13 protein-coding genes are annotated in these 17,165 nt (G+C 42.0%); all 13 read right to left on the bottom strand.

Features of this window, described 5'->3' with window-relative positions:
• Position 1: 1 nt before the first annotated feature.
• Positions 2-1,291: a hypothetical protein gene (locus VIM89_RS06900; protein ID WP_488155407.1), complete on the bottom strand. Its 1,290-nt coding sequence runs from the start codon at positions 1,289-1,291 to the stop codon at positions 2-4.
• A 21-nt stretch (positions 1,292-1,312) separates the two neighbouring features.
• Entirely contained in the window at positions 1,313-2,200 is an 888-nt protein-coding gene (locus VIM89_RS06895; protein WP_488155406.1) for a glycosyltransferase family 2 protein, read from the bottom strand.
• On the bottom strand, positions 2,197-3,681 hold the full coding sequence (locus tag VIM89_RS06890) for an O-antigen translocase (protein ID WP_488155405.1): 1,485 nt from the start codon (positions 3,679-3,681) through the stop codon (positions 2,197-2,199). Before VIM89_RS06890 ends, VIM89_RS06895 begins: the two co-directional genes overlap by 4 nt.
• 55 nt (positions 3,682-3,736) lie before the next feature.
• Positions 3,737-4,843, bottom strand: coding sequence for a DegT/DnrJ/EryC1/StrS family aminotransferase (locus tag VIM89_RS06885; RefSeq protein ID WP_488155404.1), 1,107 nt, complete (start codon positions 4,841-4,843; stop codon positions 3,737-3,739).
• Complete coding sequence (locus tag VIM89_RS06880) at positions 4,840-5,388, bottom strand: acyltransferase (RefSeq protein ID WP_488155403.1); 549 nt, start codon at positions 5,386-5,388, stop codon at positions 4,840-4,842. Before VIM89_RS06880 ends, VIM89_RS06885 begins: the two co-directional genes overlap by 4 nt.
• Positions 5,385-5,792: a sugar 3,4-ketoisomerase gene (locus VIM89_RS06875; protein WP_488155402.1), complete on the bottom strand. Its 408-nt coding sequence runs from the start codon at positions 5,790-5,792 to the stop codon at positions 5,385-5,387. The genes VIM89_RS06880 and VIM89_RS06875 overlap by 4 nt, the downstream gene beginning before the upstream one ends.
• 1 nt (position 5,793) lies before the next feature.
• The gene (locus tag VIM89_RS06870; protein ID WP_488155401.1) at positions 5,794-6,204 is read right to left on the bottom strand and encodes a sugar 3,4-ketoisomerase; all 411 of its coding nucleotides are present in this window, start codon (positions 6,202-6,204) and stop codon (positions 5,794-5,796) included.
• Position 6,205: 1 nt separating this feature from the next.
• Positions 6,206-7,201 (bottom strand): SDR family oxidoreductase, encoded by a 996-nt coding sequence (locus VIM89_RS06865; protein ID WP_488155400.1) that lies wholly within the window; start codon positions 7,199-7,201, stop codon positions 6,206-6,208.
• A 20-nt stretch (positions 7,202-7,221) separates the two neighbouring features.
• Positions 7,222-8,550: a nucleotide sugar dehydrogenase gene (locus VIM89_RS06860; protein WP_488155399.1), complete on the bottom strand. Its 1,329-nt coding sequence runs from the start codon at positions 8,548-8,550 to the stop codon at positions 7,222-7,224.
• A 69-nt stretch (positions 8,551-8,619) separates the two neighbouring features.
• On the bottom strand, positions 8,620-9,720 hold the full coding sequence (locus tag VIM89_RS06855; protein ID WP_488155398.1) for a lipopolysaccharide biosynthesis protein: 1,101 nt from the start codon (positions 9,718-9,720) through the stop codon (positions 8,620-8,622).
• A 21-nt stretch (positions 9,721-9,741) separates the two neighbouring features.
• On the bottom strand, positions 9,742-12,366 hold the full coding sequence (locus tag VIM89_RS06850) for an SLBB domain-containing protein (RefSeq protein WP_488155397.1): 2,625 nt from the start codon (positions 12,364-12,366) through the stop codon (positions 9,742-9,744).
• A gap of 219 nt (positions 12,367-12,585) precedes the next feature.
• A complete protein-coding gene (rpoC, locus tag VIM89_RS06845; protein WP_488155396.1) occupies positions 12,586-16,872 on the bottom strand; it encodes a DNA-directed RNA polymerase subunit beta' in 4,287 nt (1,428 codons plus the stop codon).
• A 92-nt stretch (positions 16,873-16,964) separates the two neighbouring features.
• Positions 16,965-17,165, bottom strand: a 201-nt coding sequence (locus VIM89_RS06840; protein WP_488155395.1) for a DNA-directed RNA polymerase subunit beta, incomplete at its 5' end; no start/stop codon positions are given.

Genomic DNA, 17,165 nt, shown 5'->3' with positions numbered 1-17,165 from the left:
ATCAAACTTTAGTATCGGCTACTCTTGATTGCTTTTTAGTCTTTTCAAGAAACGAATAATAGATAAATCCCATATATATTAGCAGGAACAGCCTGAAGGCCGAGTGATTATTTATAAAATTACTTTTGATGTTTGCCACAATCACCGTAAATACAAAAAGGATAAAAAACCATCTATGTTTTTGAAGATTGTAAAGACGAACTGCCATAACGCTGACCAATGTCATTAGTAACGTTAAATATGCTATACCGCCATAATAAAGCTGCCTTATAAAACCGATGTCTGAATGGGTGACAGTACCACTGGTTTGACCATGCAAAAACAAGTCGGCGCCTGAGCCAATTATCCAATCGGGTGCATTATCCGGTAGTACAACCATGTTAGTTAATACGCCAAAAGTATCGGGCCCGGTTTTACTTTTACCTCCCGAAACAAAACCGAAGGTTTGTGTAAAAAAGCTGAAAGCCCAGTCAATTATCTTCTGATATTTTTCGGCAAAGCTTGATGAAAGGAATACAACCAGTATCACTCCTAATATACCGGATGCATACAAGAACATCTTAACCTTTTTCCTGATAAATATTAAGTAAATTACCATCACAATAACCGGCACCATGCCGATACGTGCATTTACCAGGATAGAGATCAATAAAAAAACAAGGGTTATAAAATATATTATGAAATGCTTTTTTGCTTCCGACATTTTCAGAAGAATGATCGCTGCGGCTGTTCCCTGAACAAGTCCGTAAGAGTAAAATAACGTAGATGCAAAGCCAAAACCCCGAAGTAAATTATCCTGCTGGTATTCACTTGCCGCGAGGATCTTGTTATTCATTATGTTGTTGAGCGACGGGTTAACAAGCAGCATAACCGTGATGAATGCTGCAGAGAAGCAGGTCCATAAGATAATATTGATCAACCGCTCATCACTTGTGGCTTTTTCCGGCAGCTTTAGGTGACGAGAACAGATATCCGCGATAAAAAAAGAAAACGGAATGGCCTCTATCAGCAGGGTGCCATTAATATATAAGAAGTTTTTGCTGGATGTCCCGTTTGTCCAGTCAATGTCTCGCAATACGGTAAACAGGGTGATCAGGATGATCAGGATAATCTCATTCTTAAACAGATATAAGAGTTTGCCAACAAGCGAGTAGTATAATAGGTATCCCCATATAATAGGCAACAACAGCCAGATAAGATTAGGAAGCCCCTTAACCGGAGGGTTAAATATGTAAATATATACTGCAAAAATCAGTATACCACTCTTCACATATTTTCCCAAATTCATCATTATACAGGTTTCATTTATCGGCTAGTTCCAAAGAACTATGAATTTAAAAATTGCCTTTAAAAAAGTGAATGAAGTTAACCGGTCCAAATTTCTGATCATTCCTTTAAAGGCCAGTTTTTTTGTTGATTTATAAGGAAGATACCAATAAAAACATCTTAGATACCAAAGCTTTAGCGCTTTTTTATAATAAGCTGAATGTTTATACTCATTGAGGGAATCAAGATGCGAATAGATAGTTTTCTGATTGATCATTTTCGCTTTCACATTCTCAACTTCAGGGCTTCGGCGGTAATAACTGATATATTCATCAATAAAGCCAAGCGGATGTTTTTCAGTGATCTTTAGATCCATATAGTAATCCTCCGCCCAGGTGTTTTTGTAATACCCCACCTCATCAAATATCGACCTTCTGAACATAAAATTCACCGGCGGATGAAGCTCCTGGAAAATGATCTCCTTAAATACACTACCGCCTTTTAATGACTTATTTGCTGTTTCTGTCAGATATGGAATGATTTTGCTATCTAAGTCAACCATGTAGGCCTTACCAAAACACGCCGGGTACTCCGGGTGCTCTTCTAAAAGCTTCACTTGTTTCTCCAGCTTATCCAAAGCCCAATAATCGTCAGAGGAGCAGGATGAATAATATTTTCCTTTGCTAAATTCCTGTATACCCCGGTTCAATGTCATGGCCAGGCCCCTGTTTTCCTGTATCACCAGGTTGAAGCCATACTTCTTCTGTAATTCCTTTAGTATTTCGGGGCTGTTATCTTTCGAGCCGTCATCAATAACCGTAAGCTCAAAGTTTTTATAGGTTTGATTAATGACACTCTCAACACACTGCGTTATATATTGCTGGTGATTATAACAGGGTATAATTACTGATACTAATGGTTGATCTGCGGTCATTTACTAAACTTTTGCTTCAATTGTTTTAAAATAGCCGTTAAAGCGAGCCTTTTATTTAGTTCTTTGATTGAAAAAGCCAAAGATAAAGCAATAAAAAATGTCCCGGCCAGGTAATTATAAGGATGATGCAGCAGTATTACCGACAAAAAGCAGCATACATTTAATACCAATTGTATACCCATTATTCCAATAAATTCTTTAAAAAAGCCAAATTCATATCGGTGCCTGGCCAAAAAGAACACCTGGAAGAAATAGATGACATAACCTGCCAGGAAAGATATACCCATACCATTAAGCCCGCCATATTTGTACCCGAGCAAATTGAAAACCAGCATATAGGCGTTATTTGCTAACTCATTCCAAAAAAATACTTTACTATCGCTTTTTGCCAGCAGGATAAATGCTATCGACCAGCTTGCAGCTTTGAAAATCATTCCCAATGCGGCCCAATGTATCATACCGTTAACTCCGGTAAAACGGCTCGAGTACAATAGCACCACGATGAAATTGATATATACCAGGAAGATGGAAATAATAGGCGAAATAATAAGTACGGCGATCTCCCCCTGCTGATTGATCACATTTTTCAGTGCTTTATTATCGCTGGAAACAGCTGAAAGACGTGGATAGTAATCCGTCGCCATGGCGGTGAAAATAAGGCCGACATAGGAATTGATAATCGCAAATCCTGAATTATACAAACCTACCTGCTCAAGACCGCCGGTTCTGCTAATATATATCCTTACAAGATAAGCGACACCAAGGGTAATAAGTCCGCTAAAGCTTAACAGGAAGCCCATCGTCATCATTTCGCGGCCTTCCGTGTTCAATAACGTAAATGTTATCTTTTGCTTTTGCAGTTTGATTTTAGATGAGAAGTACCAGGACAACAAAACCATCGATATCGAGGTGATGATGATTGTTGGCACAATGCCTTGCTCCCTCCAGAAATAATACATGGGTACTGAAACGATAAGGCCCATGATGGTACCGATCAAATCAGCCTTAGCCAGGTATTGGATTTTTCGTAAGCCTTGCAAAACGGCTAATTGTCCGGCATTCAACTGGGTAAACAATAAGGTAATGGAAAGCGCCATGAAGCCGTAAGTATATTTCCGGCTGCCGAAGGTCAATTCGCTCAGCCACGGGGCAAGCACCAGCATAATGATTACACCCAATAAACCTGTAAGCCAGACTAGTCTTCTGAGAACGCCGACTACCACAGAAACCCGCTCCATATCTCCTGTAGAGTTAGCAGCAGCCACATTTTTTACAGAGCTGGTGGCAAGGCCGAAATTGGTAAGATTGGTTATTACAGTAATGGTAGACGTAAACAATCCCGCAATACCCATCCCTCCTGGCCCTAAAAGTATGGCGATGAACTTTGAGCGGATAATATTGATCGCGATATTGAAGATCTGAACACCTCCGAAGATCGAAGTAGTTTTAAATATCTGACGGTATGAGTTTTCTTTGGACATTAACCTTTTTAATCGTTGTGTTGCCGGCTCTGTTATTTAATCAGCCTTCGGACAATCACTTTCTGAAAAAGTTTTTAATTGCATCACTTACCCTTTCTACATCATTTTTTTGCATGCCGGGCCACAGCGGTATACTCAGGCAGGTATCCGCTATTTCTTCAGCTATCGGGAACTGGCCCTTCTTTAATTGCAAATGGCTATACGCCTCTTGCAAATGCGGAGGTATTGGGTAATGGATCAATGTTCCTATCCCCTGCTCTGTCAGATGTTTTTGCAAAGCGTCCCTTTTCTCGGTGCGAATAACATACAAGTGATACACGTGTGTCGCATCTTTATGAACGTGTGGTAATGTAATTTCAGTAACGTCCCCCAACGCTTCATCATACCATTGAGCAATCAACTGTCGCTCGGCGGTCCACTCAGCGATATATTTCAATTTCACGTTCAGGAAAGCTGCCTGCAATTCATCCAGGCGCATGTTGTAACCAACAACCTCATTTTTATATTTCACCTGCGAACCATAATTACGCAGTACCATTATTTGCCGCGCAACTTCGGCATCGTTGGTAGTCACAGCACCACCATCTCCCAGAGCTCCCAGGTTCTTGCCCGGATAAAAGCTCGTTCCATTGGCATCGCCCCATGCACCTGTCATTTTTCCTTTGTAAGTTGCCCCATGTGCCTGGGCGTTATCCTCTATCACATATAAATTATGCTTTTGGGCAATAGCCATTATTTCTTCCATCTGGCAGGCCTGGCCATAAAGATGCACCGGCATAATCGCTTTTGTTCTGGAAGTTATAACTGCTTCAATATTTGCAGGATCAAGGTTGTAGGTTGACTTATCTGGCTCTGCAAAGACAGGTGTAGCTCCTACATAAGATGCAGAGAGGACAGTTGCAATGTAAGTGTTGGATGGAATAATTATTTCATCGCCCGCGCCGATATTCAATGCCCTCAGGCTCAAATGCAGCGCATCCAAACCATTGCTTACACCTACCGCATGCTCTACCTGGTTGTACCGGGCGTAGGCCTGCTCAAATTCGGTGAGCTGCTTACCCATAATGTACCAATAGCCATCGTATACATCTTCAAAAGCTTTGGTCATTTCGGCCTTTATAGCCGAGTGCATGTATGTAAAATTTAAAAAAGGGATATTCATAGTTGAACCAGGTTATTATTTTTCACTACCCACTTCGCTCCATTATTATCAATATAATGATCACCATTGTGGCTCATTTTGGTGCCATCTTCATTCAGCCAACCGGTTATTTTAGCCGGGCTTCCCATAACGAGCGCCCTTGCAGAAACACTTTTAGTAACTAAAGAGCCCGCTCCAATCATCGCATATTCGCCAATTTCGATACCGCCAAGAATAATTGAAGCCGCGCCGATAGAGGCATTTCTTTTAATGGTTGTCCGTAAAAATGATTCCGGATATTGTTTTGATCTCGGTCTTTTATCATTGGTAAAGGTCACATTTGGACCGATAAATACATTATCTTCTATCGTGATGCCGTCCCAAACATACACCCCTGATTTCAGAGTCACATTGTCTCCTATCACTACGTCATTTTCGATAAACACATGACAGTTGATATTGCAGTTATTTCCTATCCTGGCATGTTCCAGTATTACGGAATATTGCCAAACCCGGGTGTCGCTGCCTATTGCAGTCGTTTTTACATCAGACAACTCGTGTATCATTTCCTGGTGCTTAAAAAGTCGTTATAGTCCCTGATGTAATCTTTTTCATTATAGGTGTGCGAAGCAAATACCAGGCAAATAGCCCCTGAAGAGAAATTGATCTCAGATGCCCATATACCCGGAGGAATATGCAATCCCAGATAAGGCCGGTTTAGCTGTACGGTACGTTGTGTCCGGCTATCATTTAATGAAACCTCAAAGCTCCCACTGGCCGCAATTAAAAACTGGTGGCACTCTTTATGGGCATGCGCTCCGCGCGATTCACCGCCGGGGATATCATACAGATAGAACACCCTTTTTATGGCAAAAGGTATTTCGATATTGTTGTGCACCGGGGTAATATTTCCCGCCCGGTTTTTGATCCTTGGCAAATCAAATATGGAACAATCGTATACTGAAGTCATATTACCTGGCTTTGGAGCTTAACAAAAACTGATCGTAATCCCGTATATAGTCATCCGCATCGTAATCCTCAGATGCAATGATCAATGCAAGGGAATTGGTTGAGAAATTTTCCATATGCCGCCACAAACCGTTAGGCACATACAGGCCATAATAGGATCTATTCAATGAAAATATCTTCGTATCCTTTCCATCATTCAATACTACATCGAAACTTCCCGAGATGGCTACTATAAATTCCTGGTTGGTTTTATAGGCATGTCCGCCGCGCGTTTCACCGCCTGGCACGTCATATATCCAATAAGTACGCTTTATTTCAAACGGAATATGCTTGTTCTCTTCAAGGAATGACAGGTTGCCCCGTTCATCCAGGATCTTCGGCAGATCAATAATTTTTGCTAACGCTACACTCATATCACAGTTTGCTGTACACCTCGTCCTGATACCATTTGTAGGTCATCCCGAGTCCTTCTTTAATTGAATATTGAGGTTTATATTGTATTAATGCTTCTGCTTTGCTTATGTCCGCAAGGCTATGCCGCACATCGCCCCGGCGCTCTGGTTTGTGAATAGCCTCGATGCTGTTGCCGGATAATTCGCACAGCATCTGCCATAATTGGTTCAGGGTTGTGCGTTGACCTACTGCGATGTTGATCACCTCGTGTTTTTCAATATTGTTGTTAAGTAATGCTTTAATATTAGCCTGAACCGCATTGTCAACAAAAGTAAAATCACGGCTGGTTTCGCCGTCTCCATTAATACTTGGAGCTTCCCCTTTTAAGGCAGCTTCAATAAACAATGGAATAACTGCAGCATACGGTCCATGCAGATTCTGGTATGGTCCGAACACATTAAAATATCTAAGCCCTATTGTATGAAAATTATACGTTTTGGAGAACACCGCAGCATACAACTCATTCACATATTTGGTAACCGCATATGGCGAAAGAGGATTACCTATTTTATCTTCAACTTTTGGAAGGCCCGGATGATCGCCGTAAGTACTTGAGCTTGCTGCATAAATAAATTGCTTTACATTCTCATCACGGGCAGCTACCAGCATATTCAGAAAGCCGCTTATGTTCACTTCGTTAGTCGTGATGGGATCATTGATAGAGCGAGGAACCGACCCCAAAGCGGCCTGGTGTGATACGAAATCCATTCCCTTTACGGCATTTTGGCATACTTCCAGGTTACGGATATCCCCCTCAACAAATTCAAACGCGGGATTGGCAATAAAGCGTTCGATATTAGTGTAGTACCCTGTAGATAGATTATCAAGCACGCGTACTTTTCCCGCCTCGTGTTTTAGTAAATATTCCACCAGGTTTGAGCCGATAAAGCCCGCGCCTCCTGTGATCAGGAAACTGTATTTACTTATATCTTCGTTATGATATTTGTGTTCGTACATTTTTTGCAACAATTAAATAATTAAAGACAGGCATCCACCAAATCACGCGACAGCACACCTTTCACATCATAAACCACAGCCGGGTTATTTAAAAACTTTGAGATGTCCATCTCTTTAAACTCTTTATGCGCTACTGCCAGTATCACTGCATCGTATTTTTCGTTTACCGCACTATTGATACAGTCAACACCATACTCACGGTTCACTTCGACAGGATCGGCCCATGGATCTAGTATGCAGACATCAGTTTTATACTCTTTCAATCTACGTACAATATCGATCACCCTGGTATTTCGCACATCCGGGCAGTTTTCCTTAAAGGTGAACCCCAGTAAAAGCACTTTGCTATGAATAACCTGTATGCCTTTTCTCACCATCAGTTTAATCACCTCGTCTGCCACATATTCGCCCATGCCGTCATTTAATCTGCGGCCAGCCAATATGATCTCAGGATGATAGCCTAGCTCCTGTGCTTTCTGCGCCAGGTAATACGGGTCTACACCGATGCAATGCCCACCAACCAATCCTGGTTTGAATTTTAAGAAATTCCATTTGGTACCGGCGGCTTCCAACACATCGTTTGTATTGATACCAAGACGATTAAAAATCTTGCTCAGTTCGTTAACAAAAGCAATATTGATATCCCGTTGGGTGTTTTCGATCACTTTGGCAGCTTCAGCTACTTTAATAGATGCTGCCTTATAAGTTCCGGCAACAATAATAGAACCGTATAACTGGTCAACAAATTCAGCAGCTTCTGAAGTCGAGCCCGATGTCACTTTTAATATTTTGGCAACTGTGTGTTCTTTGTCACCCGGGTTGATGCGCTCAGGAGAATATCCTGCGAAGAAATCCTGGTTGAATTTTAATCCTGACACTTGTTCCAATACAGGCACACATTCATCTTCCGTTACACCAGGATATACGGTTGATTCATAAACAACTACGTCGTTCTTTTTGAGGGCCTTACCTACTGTTTGGCTGGCCTTGTACAATGGCGTTAAGTCAGGTCGGTTATGCCTGTCGGTTGGCGTAGGAACTGTAACGATAAAAACAGTGCAATCATTTAAATATTCCTGCTCATTTGTGCAGAGAAGTCCGGTTGCATGGCTATTTAATTGTTCTTTATTGATCACCACCTTCAGCAACTGCTCATCACTCACTTCCAGTGTATGGTCGTGACCGGAAGACAATTCTTCTATGCGGTTTTTGTTAATATCAAATCCTATAACGGTATATTTTGCAGCAAACTCAGCAGCTAAAGGCAGCCCTACATAACCAAGCCCGATGATACCGATCTTCACTTTCCCCGAGGGTTCAAATAAGGAAGGGCTTTGCATTTCTGACATATATTTAGTTTAATCAAAGGTAAATTCTCAATTGTAAATAAGCCACCAAATAACTAAAGGCAATTGTCCTTAGTTCGCGCTCATTATTTCTCTGTACCGTCCCCTGATCAAAATATTGATTATCATCAGTATAGCTCCAATAATACCTCCAACTAAGAATGCAATAGGCTTCGAAACCTTCTTCTCTTCAAGAGGTAAAATCGGGGTATCTATTATCTGAATCAGGGGTGTTTCTTTTCGCAGCGAAATCTTGGCAAGCTCTAAATTCTTAACCAGCTCAGTTAACATGGCGCCATTCGCTTCCACATCTACCTGGCGATGCTGTGATGGCACTTTTAATATCTGTAATGTCGGATTCGCATTTGGGTTGACATCTGATGTAGTAGCAACTCCTGTAATGGCGGCGTTTAATTCTTTGCGAACCGAATCAGTTAATCTTTGAAGTACATTTACATTCTGAGCCGATTTTTTTGTTTTGGTTTCGATGTAAAAGTCAGAAACCGTTTTTACCATTGCTTCGGTAAAGTATTTCGAAAACAGCTCATTTTTCGTCTCAACCTTAATGGTAACAATACTCAGATCTTTGTCTACTTTATCCACGTTAAGGTTCTTCTTAATTAGAACGCCATAAAATGTTCCCAGTAAACTGTCCTGTGACAAAGTGAATTTACTCCGGTCGGCATTAGGTAAAAACTGAATATTTTTTAAGGCCGGGTCATCGCCCCAACGCTGACGCAATTTATTAAAGGTGATATATAGTTCTGCAAGCGTCTCCTGTTTACCGTTAATTGTAACCGATGTAAGCAAAGATTTTTCTACCATCGCACGTGAGCGAAGTAACTCTAATAAATTGTCACCCGAGAAAGCTCCGCCGATATTACTGCCTGAAAGATCAATACCAAACTGGCTGGCTAAGCCTACTGCGGCGCCAAGTTTCCCTCCGGTAGAGTTATCATCCTGGATGGCAAAACTAAGCTCGGCATCGTAGAGGGGCTTCTTTAAGAAGGAGTAAGTTAAACCCAAACCCGCGCAAACCAGGAACCCCAACAGGATCAGTTTCCATTTACGCTTCGAATATGCCCACCAATACTGTACCCTTTGGATAAAATGCTTCAACGATGTTTTGTCGTCAACATCTGTATTCTTATCTTCTATATCAGATTGAATCATTAATTCCGAATTTATCAGGTATTATTTTTTTAGCAATGTAATTAAACCAAGGATAATCGCTCCTAATGAGGCGAAACCGGTTGTGAATGCCACTAATTCTTGCGGATTAGATCGTTTCTCCGGCTTTTCGGGCACATATATCTCGCTCCCCGGCTTTACAGACGGGTGACTGTTAAAGAACAGTACCTTTCTCGTCCCTTTAACGGTTCCATTTGGATAAACTATATAAGCACCCCGCTTTAAAGCATTAGGTGAATACCCACCGGCATTCAGAACATATTCTTTAAATGATTTTCCCTTGGTGTATACAACAGCGCTCGGATACAGTACTTCACCGTTTACCCTAACTGTTTGCAGTAATTTAGGCACTCTTAATACATCAGCATCCTCCAGGATAAGGTCATACGTACCACCCGGATTTTCTAAAATTTTATGAAGATCAATACCTATGAAGTTATTTCTCGGTTGATAAATACTATCCTTCTTTGCGTTAACGTCGTTGTTATTATTACCCTGTCCCTTATTATTGCCACTTGCCGAACCGCTACCATTTCCGGGCGCTCCATTCGTATTTGAATTATCCGACGAGGTATTATAATCATTCTGAAGCCTTTGAAAATTTTCAGCACGCTCCTTGTTTATTTCAGAGGTATCTATTTTTGATTTATCAATTCCTAATACCGCTGCATTGTCGCGCCTTAAACTGGTACCATCTATATCCGCAGATTTTGTTAGCCCGCCTGCGCGTTTGATCATATCGGATATCCGCTCATTCTTATTTTGAATGGTATAGTAACCCGGATATAACACCTCACCTTCAACCTTTACCACTCTTTGAGTTTCAAAGCCAGGCAAACTGTATATCGATACGATATCATAAGGCCTGAGCGTAAAATTGGCATCATTAGTCTTTAAATTCGGGTCGATATCCACACTGAATACCTGGGCGACCTTGGTATTTGCAATAGTTGGATCACTGTCGTAAACTCTTCTCGACACTTCAATTCTTTTACCGGTGGCGCCTTCTTTAAATCCTCCGGCCTTAATGATCAGGTCCGTCACCTTCATGCTGTCGGCAAATGCGAAATCTCCTGGATTCCGAACTTCTCCTTTAATGGTGACCATATATTTATCGCGCAAATCAAAAATAGAAGCAATCGACACACTATCTTCTCTTTGTAACGGGATATCGGCAGAAGGTTGGTTTAAGACATCATTCACATTAAAAGACAATTGCTGTTGCGTATTATCCGGATTAAGTCTCACTATACTGCCATGAGGCGTGAATGCATCTTCCTTCAACCCTCCGGCATTTTTTATCAATTGTGACAAGGTTAAACCTTTCTTCAATTCAAAAATTCCCGGTCTGAAAACAGCTCCCGTGATCTGTACCCGGTTTTCATAACGATTGATAATTTTATCAACCGTAAACTTATCCCCACGTAAAGGAGTGTATTTGTCGAAATCCGTTTCAGGCACATCAGCAAACCTTCGCTGCTGATCGCTTACCTGGTCAACCTTGATACGCTTTGTATACGCTTCATCGGTAAAGCCTCCTGAAAAGTTTAATACATCCTGCAATTTTTCACCCGGTAATACCTCAAATAATGCAGGTATCTTTACCTCTCCTTTTAGCAGAACACGTACCTTATAAGCAGGTACGCGTATCACGTCCTGATCTCTCAGTGAAATATTGTCTTTTTGGCTTCCCTTAACAAGGAAATCATATAAATCGACATGACGGATCACTTTATTATCACGTATTACCTCGATCTGCCTGAATGAGCCTACGTCATTCGGCCCTCCGGCAGCATAAAGCGCATTAAATACAGTGGCCAATGATGGCAAGGTATAAGTTCCCGGCTTCATCAACTGACCCTGTAAGATCACGCTGATACTGCGAATATTACCTAAGCTTACCTTTACATTTGTGCCTTTACCAATTGCGTAATTATTTGCAGCCAGCTTGCTTTTCACCGCAGCTGTCACTTCTTCTATAGTCTTGCCGGAAACGTTCAGCACCCCTATTCCGGGTATATTGATATTACCTTCAGGCGAAACATCTAAACTCCAGTCAACCGAAGAATTACCATAAACATTGATCCTTATCTGGTCATCAGGACCAACAATATAATTTACAGGCGTAGCCAACTTCAGGTTAGGTTGAAATGTATTGGCAGTGCTGTTTCTAAAAAGGTCCGCACCAAATATCTTAGGCTTAAGTTCCTCAAATACATCAAGTTGATTTGGCTGTTTTTGATTGTTTGTTGTATCCGGAGTAAAATTTAATTTCCGGCCACTCTGCCTGGTAGTATCATTGCCGTTTGAATTGCCGGGGTTATTATTGTTACCATTATTGTTATTCCCGGTAATACCATTCTTTTTACGGATATCATTTACCCTTGCCTGCAGCTTTTTTATCTGGTCATCTGATACTCCTTTTGCCTGGGCCAACTGTATCAATTGAGAATCGCTCAAACCCATTTGCTGAGCTTTTTGCATCAACTGCATGATCTGTGCATCCGACAGGTCATCAACATTTATACTGGATAAATTTTGAGAAAGCCCCTGGGCCGAAGCCGGGGTATAAGCTAAAAAAAACAGGAAAGTAACAAGTATGGTTAGGTAGATTTTGAGGCTATTCATTCTTCTTCGATAATCATAGGAGTGAAAACGCAAAAAACTCTCGTTTAGTTTTTGCGTGCAATAATAAGCAAATTAAAAAAGATTGACCGATATAAGTTTCATTTTAACCACTTTCTAACACAAAAGTAACTAATATCGAAATAGTTACAAAGCCTGCTTAAAACAGTAAAGCCTTCCGTTTTCACAGAAGGCTTTACCAAATTTATTCAGAAAATTGAATTACGCTTCAACTTCTTCGGTCTTTGAAGCCATCAGGCGATCAAATTCCTCCTGCGATCCTACACGGATGTTTTCGTATTGACGCAAACCTGTTCCTGATGGGATCAAGTGACCAACGATCACGTTTTCCTTCAGACCAAGCATAAGGTCTTTTTTACCCGCAATAGCAGCTTCATTCAGTACTTTGGTTGTTTCCTGGAATGATGCGGCAGAGATAAATGATTTAGTACCCAATGATGCCCTGGTGATACCTTGCAGCAACGGACTAGATGTTGCCGGGATAGCATCTCTCACTTCAACCAGCTTCATGTCTTTACGTTTCAGGATAGAGTTCTCATCTCTGAGTCTTCTAACCGATACGATCTGACCAGCCTTCAGTGTAGTAGAGTCACCTGGTTCAACAATTACTTTCTTATCATAGATCTCGTCGTTCTCCATCATGAAGTCCCAGCCATCAACAGCTTCTTTTTCAAGGAAGCGGGTATCGCCGGCATCTTCAATCTGCACTTTCTGCATCATCTGGTGAACGATAACCTCAAAGTGTTTATCGTTGATCTTCACACCCTGCAAACGGTAAACTTCCTGTATACCATTCACCAGGTATTCCTGTACTGCAGCCGGGCCTTTGATAGCCAGGATATCAGCAGGTGATATTGAACCGTCAGACAATGGCATACCGGCTTTCACAAAGTCATTATCCTGTACAAGGATGTGTTTTGACAGCGGAACCAGGTATTTCTTGATCTGACCATCTTTTGATTCGATAGTGATCTCACGGTTACCACGTTTAACACCGCCTAAGCTTACAACACCGTCAATTTCGGTTACTACAGCCGGGTTAGACGGGTTACGAGCTTCGAACAATTCAGTTACACGTGGCAGACCACCGGTGATGTCGCGTGTTTTACCAGTTGAACGAGGGATCTTAGCGATAACCTGTCCTGTCTGGATCTTATCACCTTCATCAACAGCAATGTGAGCACCTACAGGGATGTTGTATCCTTTTATCAGGTTAGCTTTTGTATCGGTGATCTGGATAGCAGGGTTCTTGGTTTTATCACGGGTATCGATGATCACTTTTTCGCGGTGACCAGTTTGTTCGTCTGATTCTTCACGGAAAGTGATACCTTCCAATACTGCGTCAAACTTAGCTACACCGGCAAATTCAGAGATAATTACCGCGTTATATGGGTCCCAAGAACAGATACGGTCGCCTTTAGATATCTTGCTGCCATCCTTCGCATACAGGTATGAACCGTATGGAATATTATTGGTCATGATCACTTTATTGCTTCCCTGCTCAAGGATACGGAACTCACCTGAACGACCCAATACTACATCAACTGTACCTTCTTCAGTTTGGAATGGCACGGTACGTACATTTTCAAATTCGATGATACCTTCAAAACGGGCATTGATCTGCGATTCTGCAGCAATGTTCGAAGCAGTACCACCCACGTGGAATGTACGAAGTGTTAACTGTGTACCAGGCTCACCGATAGACTGTGCAGCAATTACACCTACAGCCTCGCCCATCTGCACGCGCTTACCGCTTGCAAGGTTACGTCCGTAGCACAATGCACACACACCGCGTTTGCTTTCGCAAGTTAATACCGAACGGATTTCGATACCTTCCAGCGGTGAATTTTCTATGCTCTTAGCGATTTCCTCGTCTATATCCTGACCCGCTGAAACCAATAGATCACCAGTGATCGGGTCATGTACATCATGTAATGAAGTACGGCCCAAAATACGGTCATACAATGGTTCAACAATGTCTTCGTTGTCTTTTAATGCTGTGGTGAATATACCTCTCAGTGTTCCGCAATCCACTTCGCCAACGATCATATCCTGCGCAACGTCATGTAAACGACGGGTCAGGTAACCGGCGTCAGCAGTTTTCAAAGCCGTATCGGCCAAACCTTTACGGGCACCGTGGGTTGAAATGAAGTACTCCAATACCGACAAACCTTCTTTAAAGTTTGAAAGGATCGGGTTCTCGATAATTTCACCACCTGAACCTGATTTTTGCGGTTTCGCCATCAGACCACGCATACCTGCAAGCTGACGAATCTGCTCTTTAGAACCACGGGCACCAGAATCAAGCATCATGTACACAGAGTTGAAGCCCTGGTTATCTGTCGACAATATCTCCATTACGTTTGCAGTCAAACGGTTGTTGATACGTGTCCAGATATCGATGATCTGGTTGTAACGCTCGTTATTGGTAATGAAACCCATGTTATAGTTATTCATTACTTCTTCTACTTCTTTAGAAGCTTGTTCTATCAAAGTAACTTTCTGAGCAGGGATGTTCAAGTCTTTCAGGTTGAACGACAAGCCACCATTGAACGCCATCTGGAAACCTAATTCCTTAATGTCATCCAGGAACTGGGCAGCGCGAGCCATACCTGTAACTTTCACAACATCACCGATGATATCGCGAAGTGATTTTTTGGTCAGCAGCTCATTGATATAACCTACTTCTTCAGGAACGTGCTGGTTAAACAACACACGTCCTACAGTAGTTTCAATCAGTTTATTCTTGATGCTGCCATCTTTTTCCTTCACATTGGTTTTAACCTTGATGAAGGCGTGCAGGTCAACTTTCTTCTCGTTGAAGGCGATGATCACCTCTTCAGCAGAGTAGAACGACAGGCCTTCACCTTTTACCACACGGGTTGCATCAGTTTTACGGCCTTTGGTTATGTAGTACAAACCAAGCACCATGTCCTGAGATGGTACGGTGATAGGTGTACCGTTGGCAGGGTTAAGAATGTTGTGCGATGCAAGCATCAAAATCTGGGCTTCCAAAATAGCAGCATTACCAAGCGGTACGTGCACAGCCATCTGGTCACCGTCAAAGTCGGCGTTGAACGCGGTACAGGTTAACGGGTGCAGCTGGATAGCTTTACCTTCAACCAGTTTTGGCTGGAAAGCCTGGATACCCAAACGGTGCAGCGTAGGCGCACGGTTTAGTAACACAGGGTGACCTTTCAGTACGTTTTCCAATATATCCCATACCAATGGGTCTTTGCGGTCAACAATCTTTTTAGCTGATTTTACTGTTTTTACCACACCTCTTTCGATCATTTTACGAATGATGAATGGTTTGAACAGCTCGGCAGCCATATCTTTTGGTAAACCGCATTCGTGTAATTTCAGGTTTGGACCTACAACAATTACCGAACGGGCTGAGTAGTCAACACGTTTACCTAATAAGTTTTGACGGAAACGGCCTTGTTTACCTTTCAGGATATCTGAAAGTGATTTTAAGGCACGGTTACCTTCAGTTTTTACAGCGTTTACTTTACGTGAGTTATCGAATAACGAATCCACAGCTTCCTGCAGCATACGTTTTTCGTTACGTAAAATTACTTCTGGTGCTTTGATCTCGATCAAACGTTTCAAACGGTTGTTGCGGATGATCACACGACGGTATAAGTCGTTTAAATCGGAAGTAGCGAAACGGCCACCTTCCAATGGCACCAACGGACGTAGTTCTGGCGGGATAACCGGAACGATCTTAACGATCATCCACTCGGGGTTATTTTCGATCCTTGTTTTTGCATCGCGGAAAGCTTCAACTACCTGGAGGCGTTTTAAAGCTTCGTTTTTACGTTGCTGAGAAGTTTCGTTAGCAGCCTGGTGACGCAGATCATAGGATAACTGATCCAGGTCAAGGCGTTTTAACAATTCTTCCAATGCCTCAGCACCCATTTTTGCAACGAATTTCTGAGGATCTTTATCATCCAGGTATTGGTTTTCTTTTGGAAGAGTATCCAATACGTCAAGATATTCTTCTTCAGTAAGGAAATCCATAGCGCTGATCCCGTCAGCTTCTTTAATACCCGGCTGGATAACTACATATCTTTCATAGTAAATGATCAGATCGAGTTTCTTGGTTGGTAAGCCTAGCAGGTAACCAATTTTATTGGGCAGCGAACGGAAATACCAGATATGAGCAACAGGAACCACCAGGTTGATGTGTCCCATACGCTCACGACGCACTTTCTTTTCGGTTACTTCAACACCGCAACGGTCGCACACGATACCCTTGTAACGGATACGTTTGTACTTACCGCAATGGCATTCGTAATCTTTAACCGGACCAAAAATACGTTCGCAGAATAAACCATCACGCTCAGGCTTGTAGGTCCTGTAGTTAATGGTTTCTGGTTTTAAAACCTCACCGCTTGAACGCTCAAGAATGGATTCCGGAGAAGCCAGGCTGATGGTAATGGTGGTGAAGTTACTCTTGATTTTATTATCCTTTTTGTAAGACATAGTCTCCTTTGTTTTTAATGCGTGAATGAGTGAGTTGTGAATGAGTGAATGAAGATCTTAATCACTCATTCGCTCATTCACTAACTCACTAATTATTCCAGTGTGATATCCAAACCTAAACCTCTTAACTCGTGAACCAATACGTTGAATGATTCAGGAACTGATGGTGTAGGCAGGTTTTCACCCTTAACGATTGCTTCGTAAGTTTTAGCACGGCCGATAACGTCGTCCGACTTAACAGTCAATATTTCCTGCAGGATGTTTGACGCACCGAATGCTTCCAGTGCCCAAAC

Origin of the sequence: Mucilaginibacter sp. (assembly GCF_036568825.1) — a bacterium.
In the GTDB taxonomy this organism is placed as follows: domain Bacteria; phylum Bacteroidota; class Bacteroidia; order Sphingobacteriales; family Sphingobacteriaceae; genus Mucilaginibacter.
Note: the sequence above shows the minus strand (reverse complement) of the source record. Positions and strands in the feature narration are given on the sequence as shown.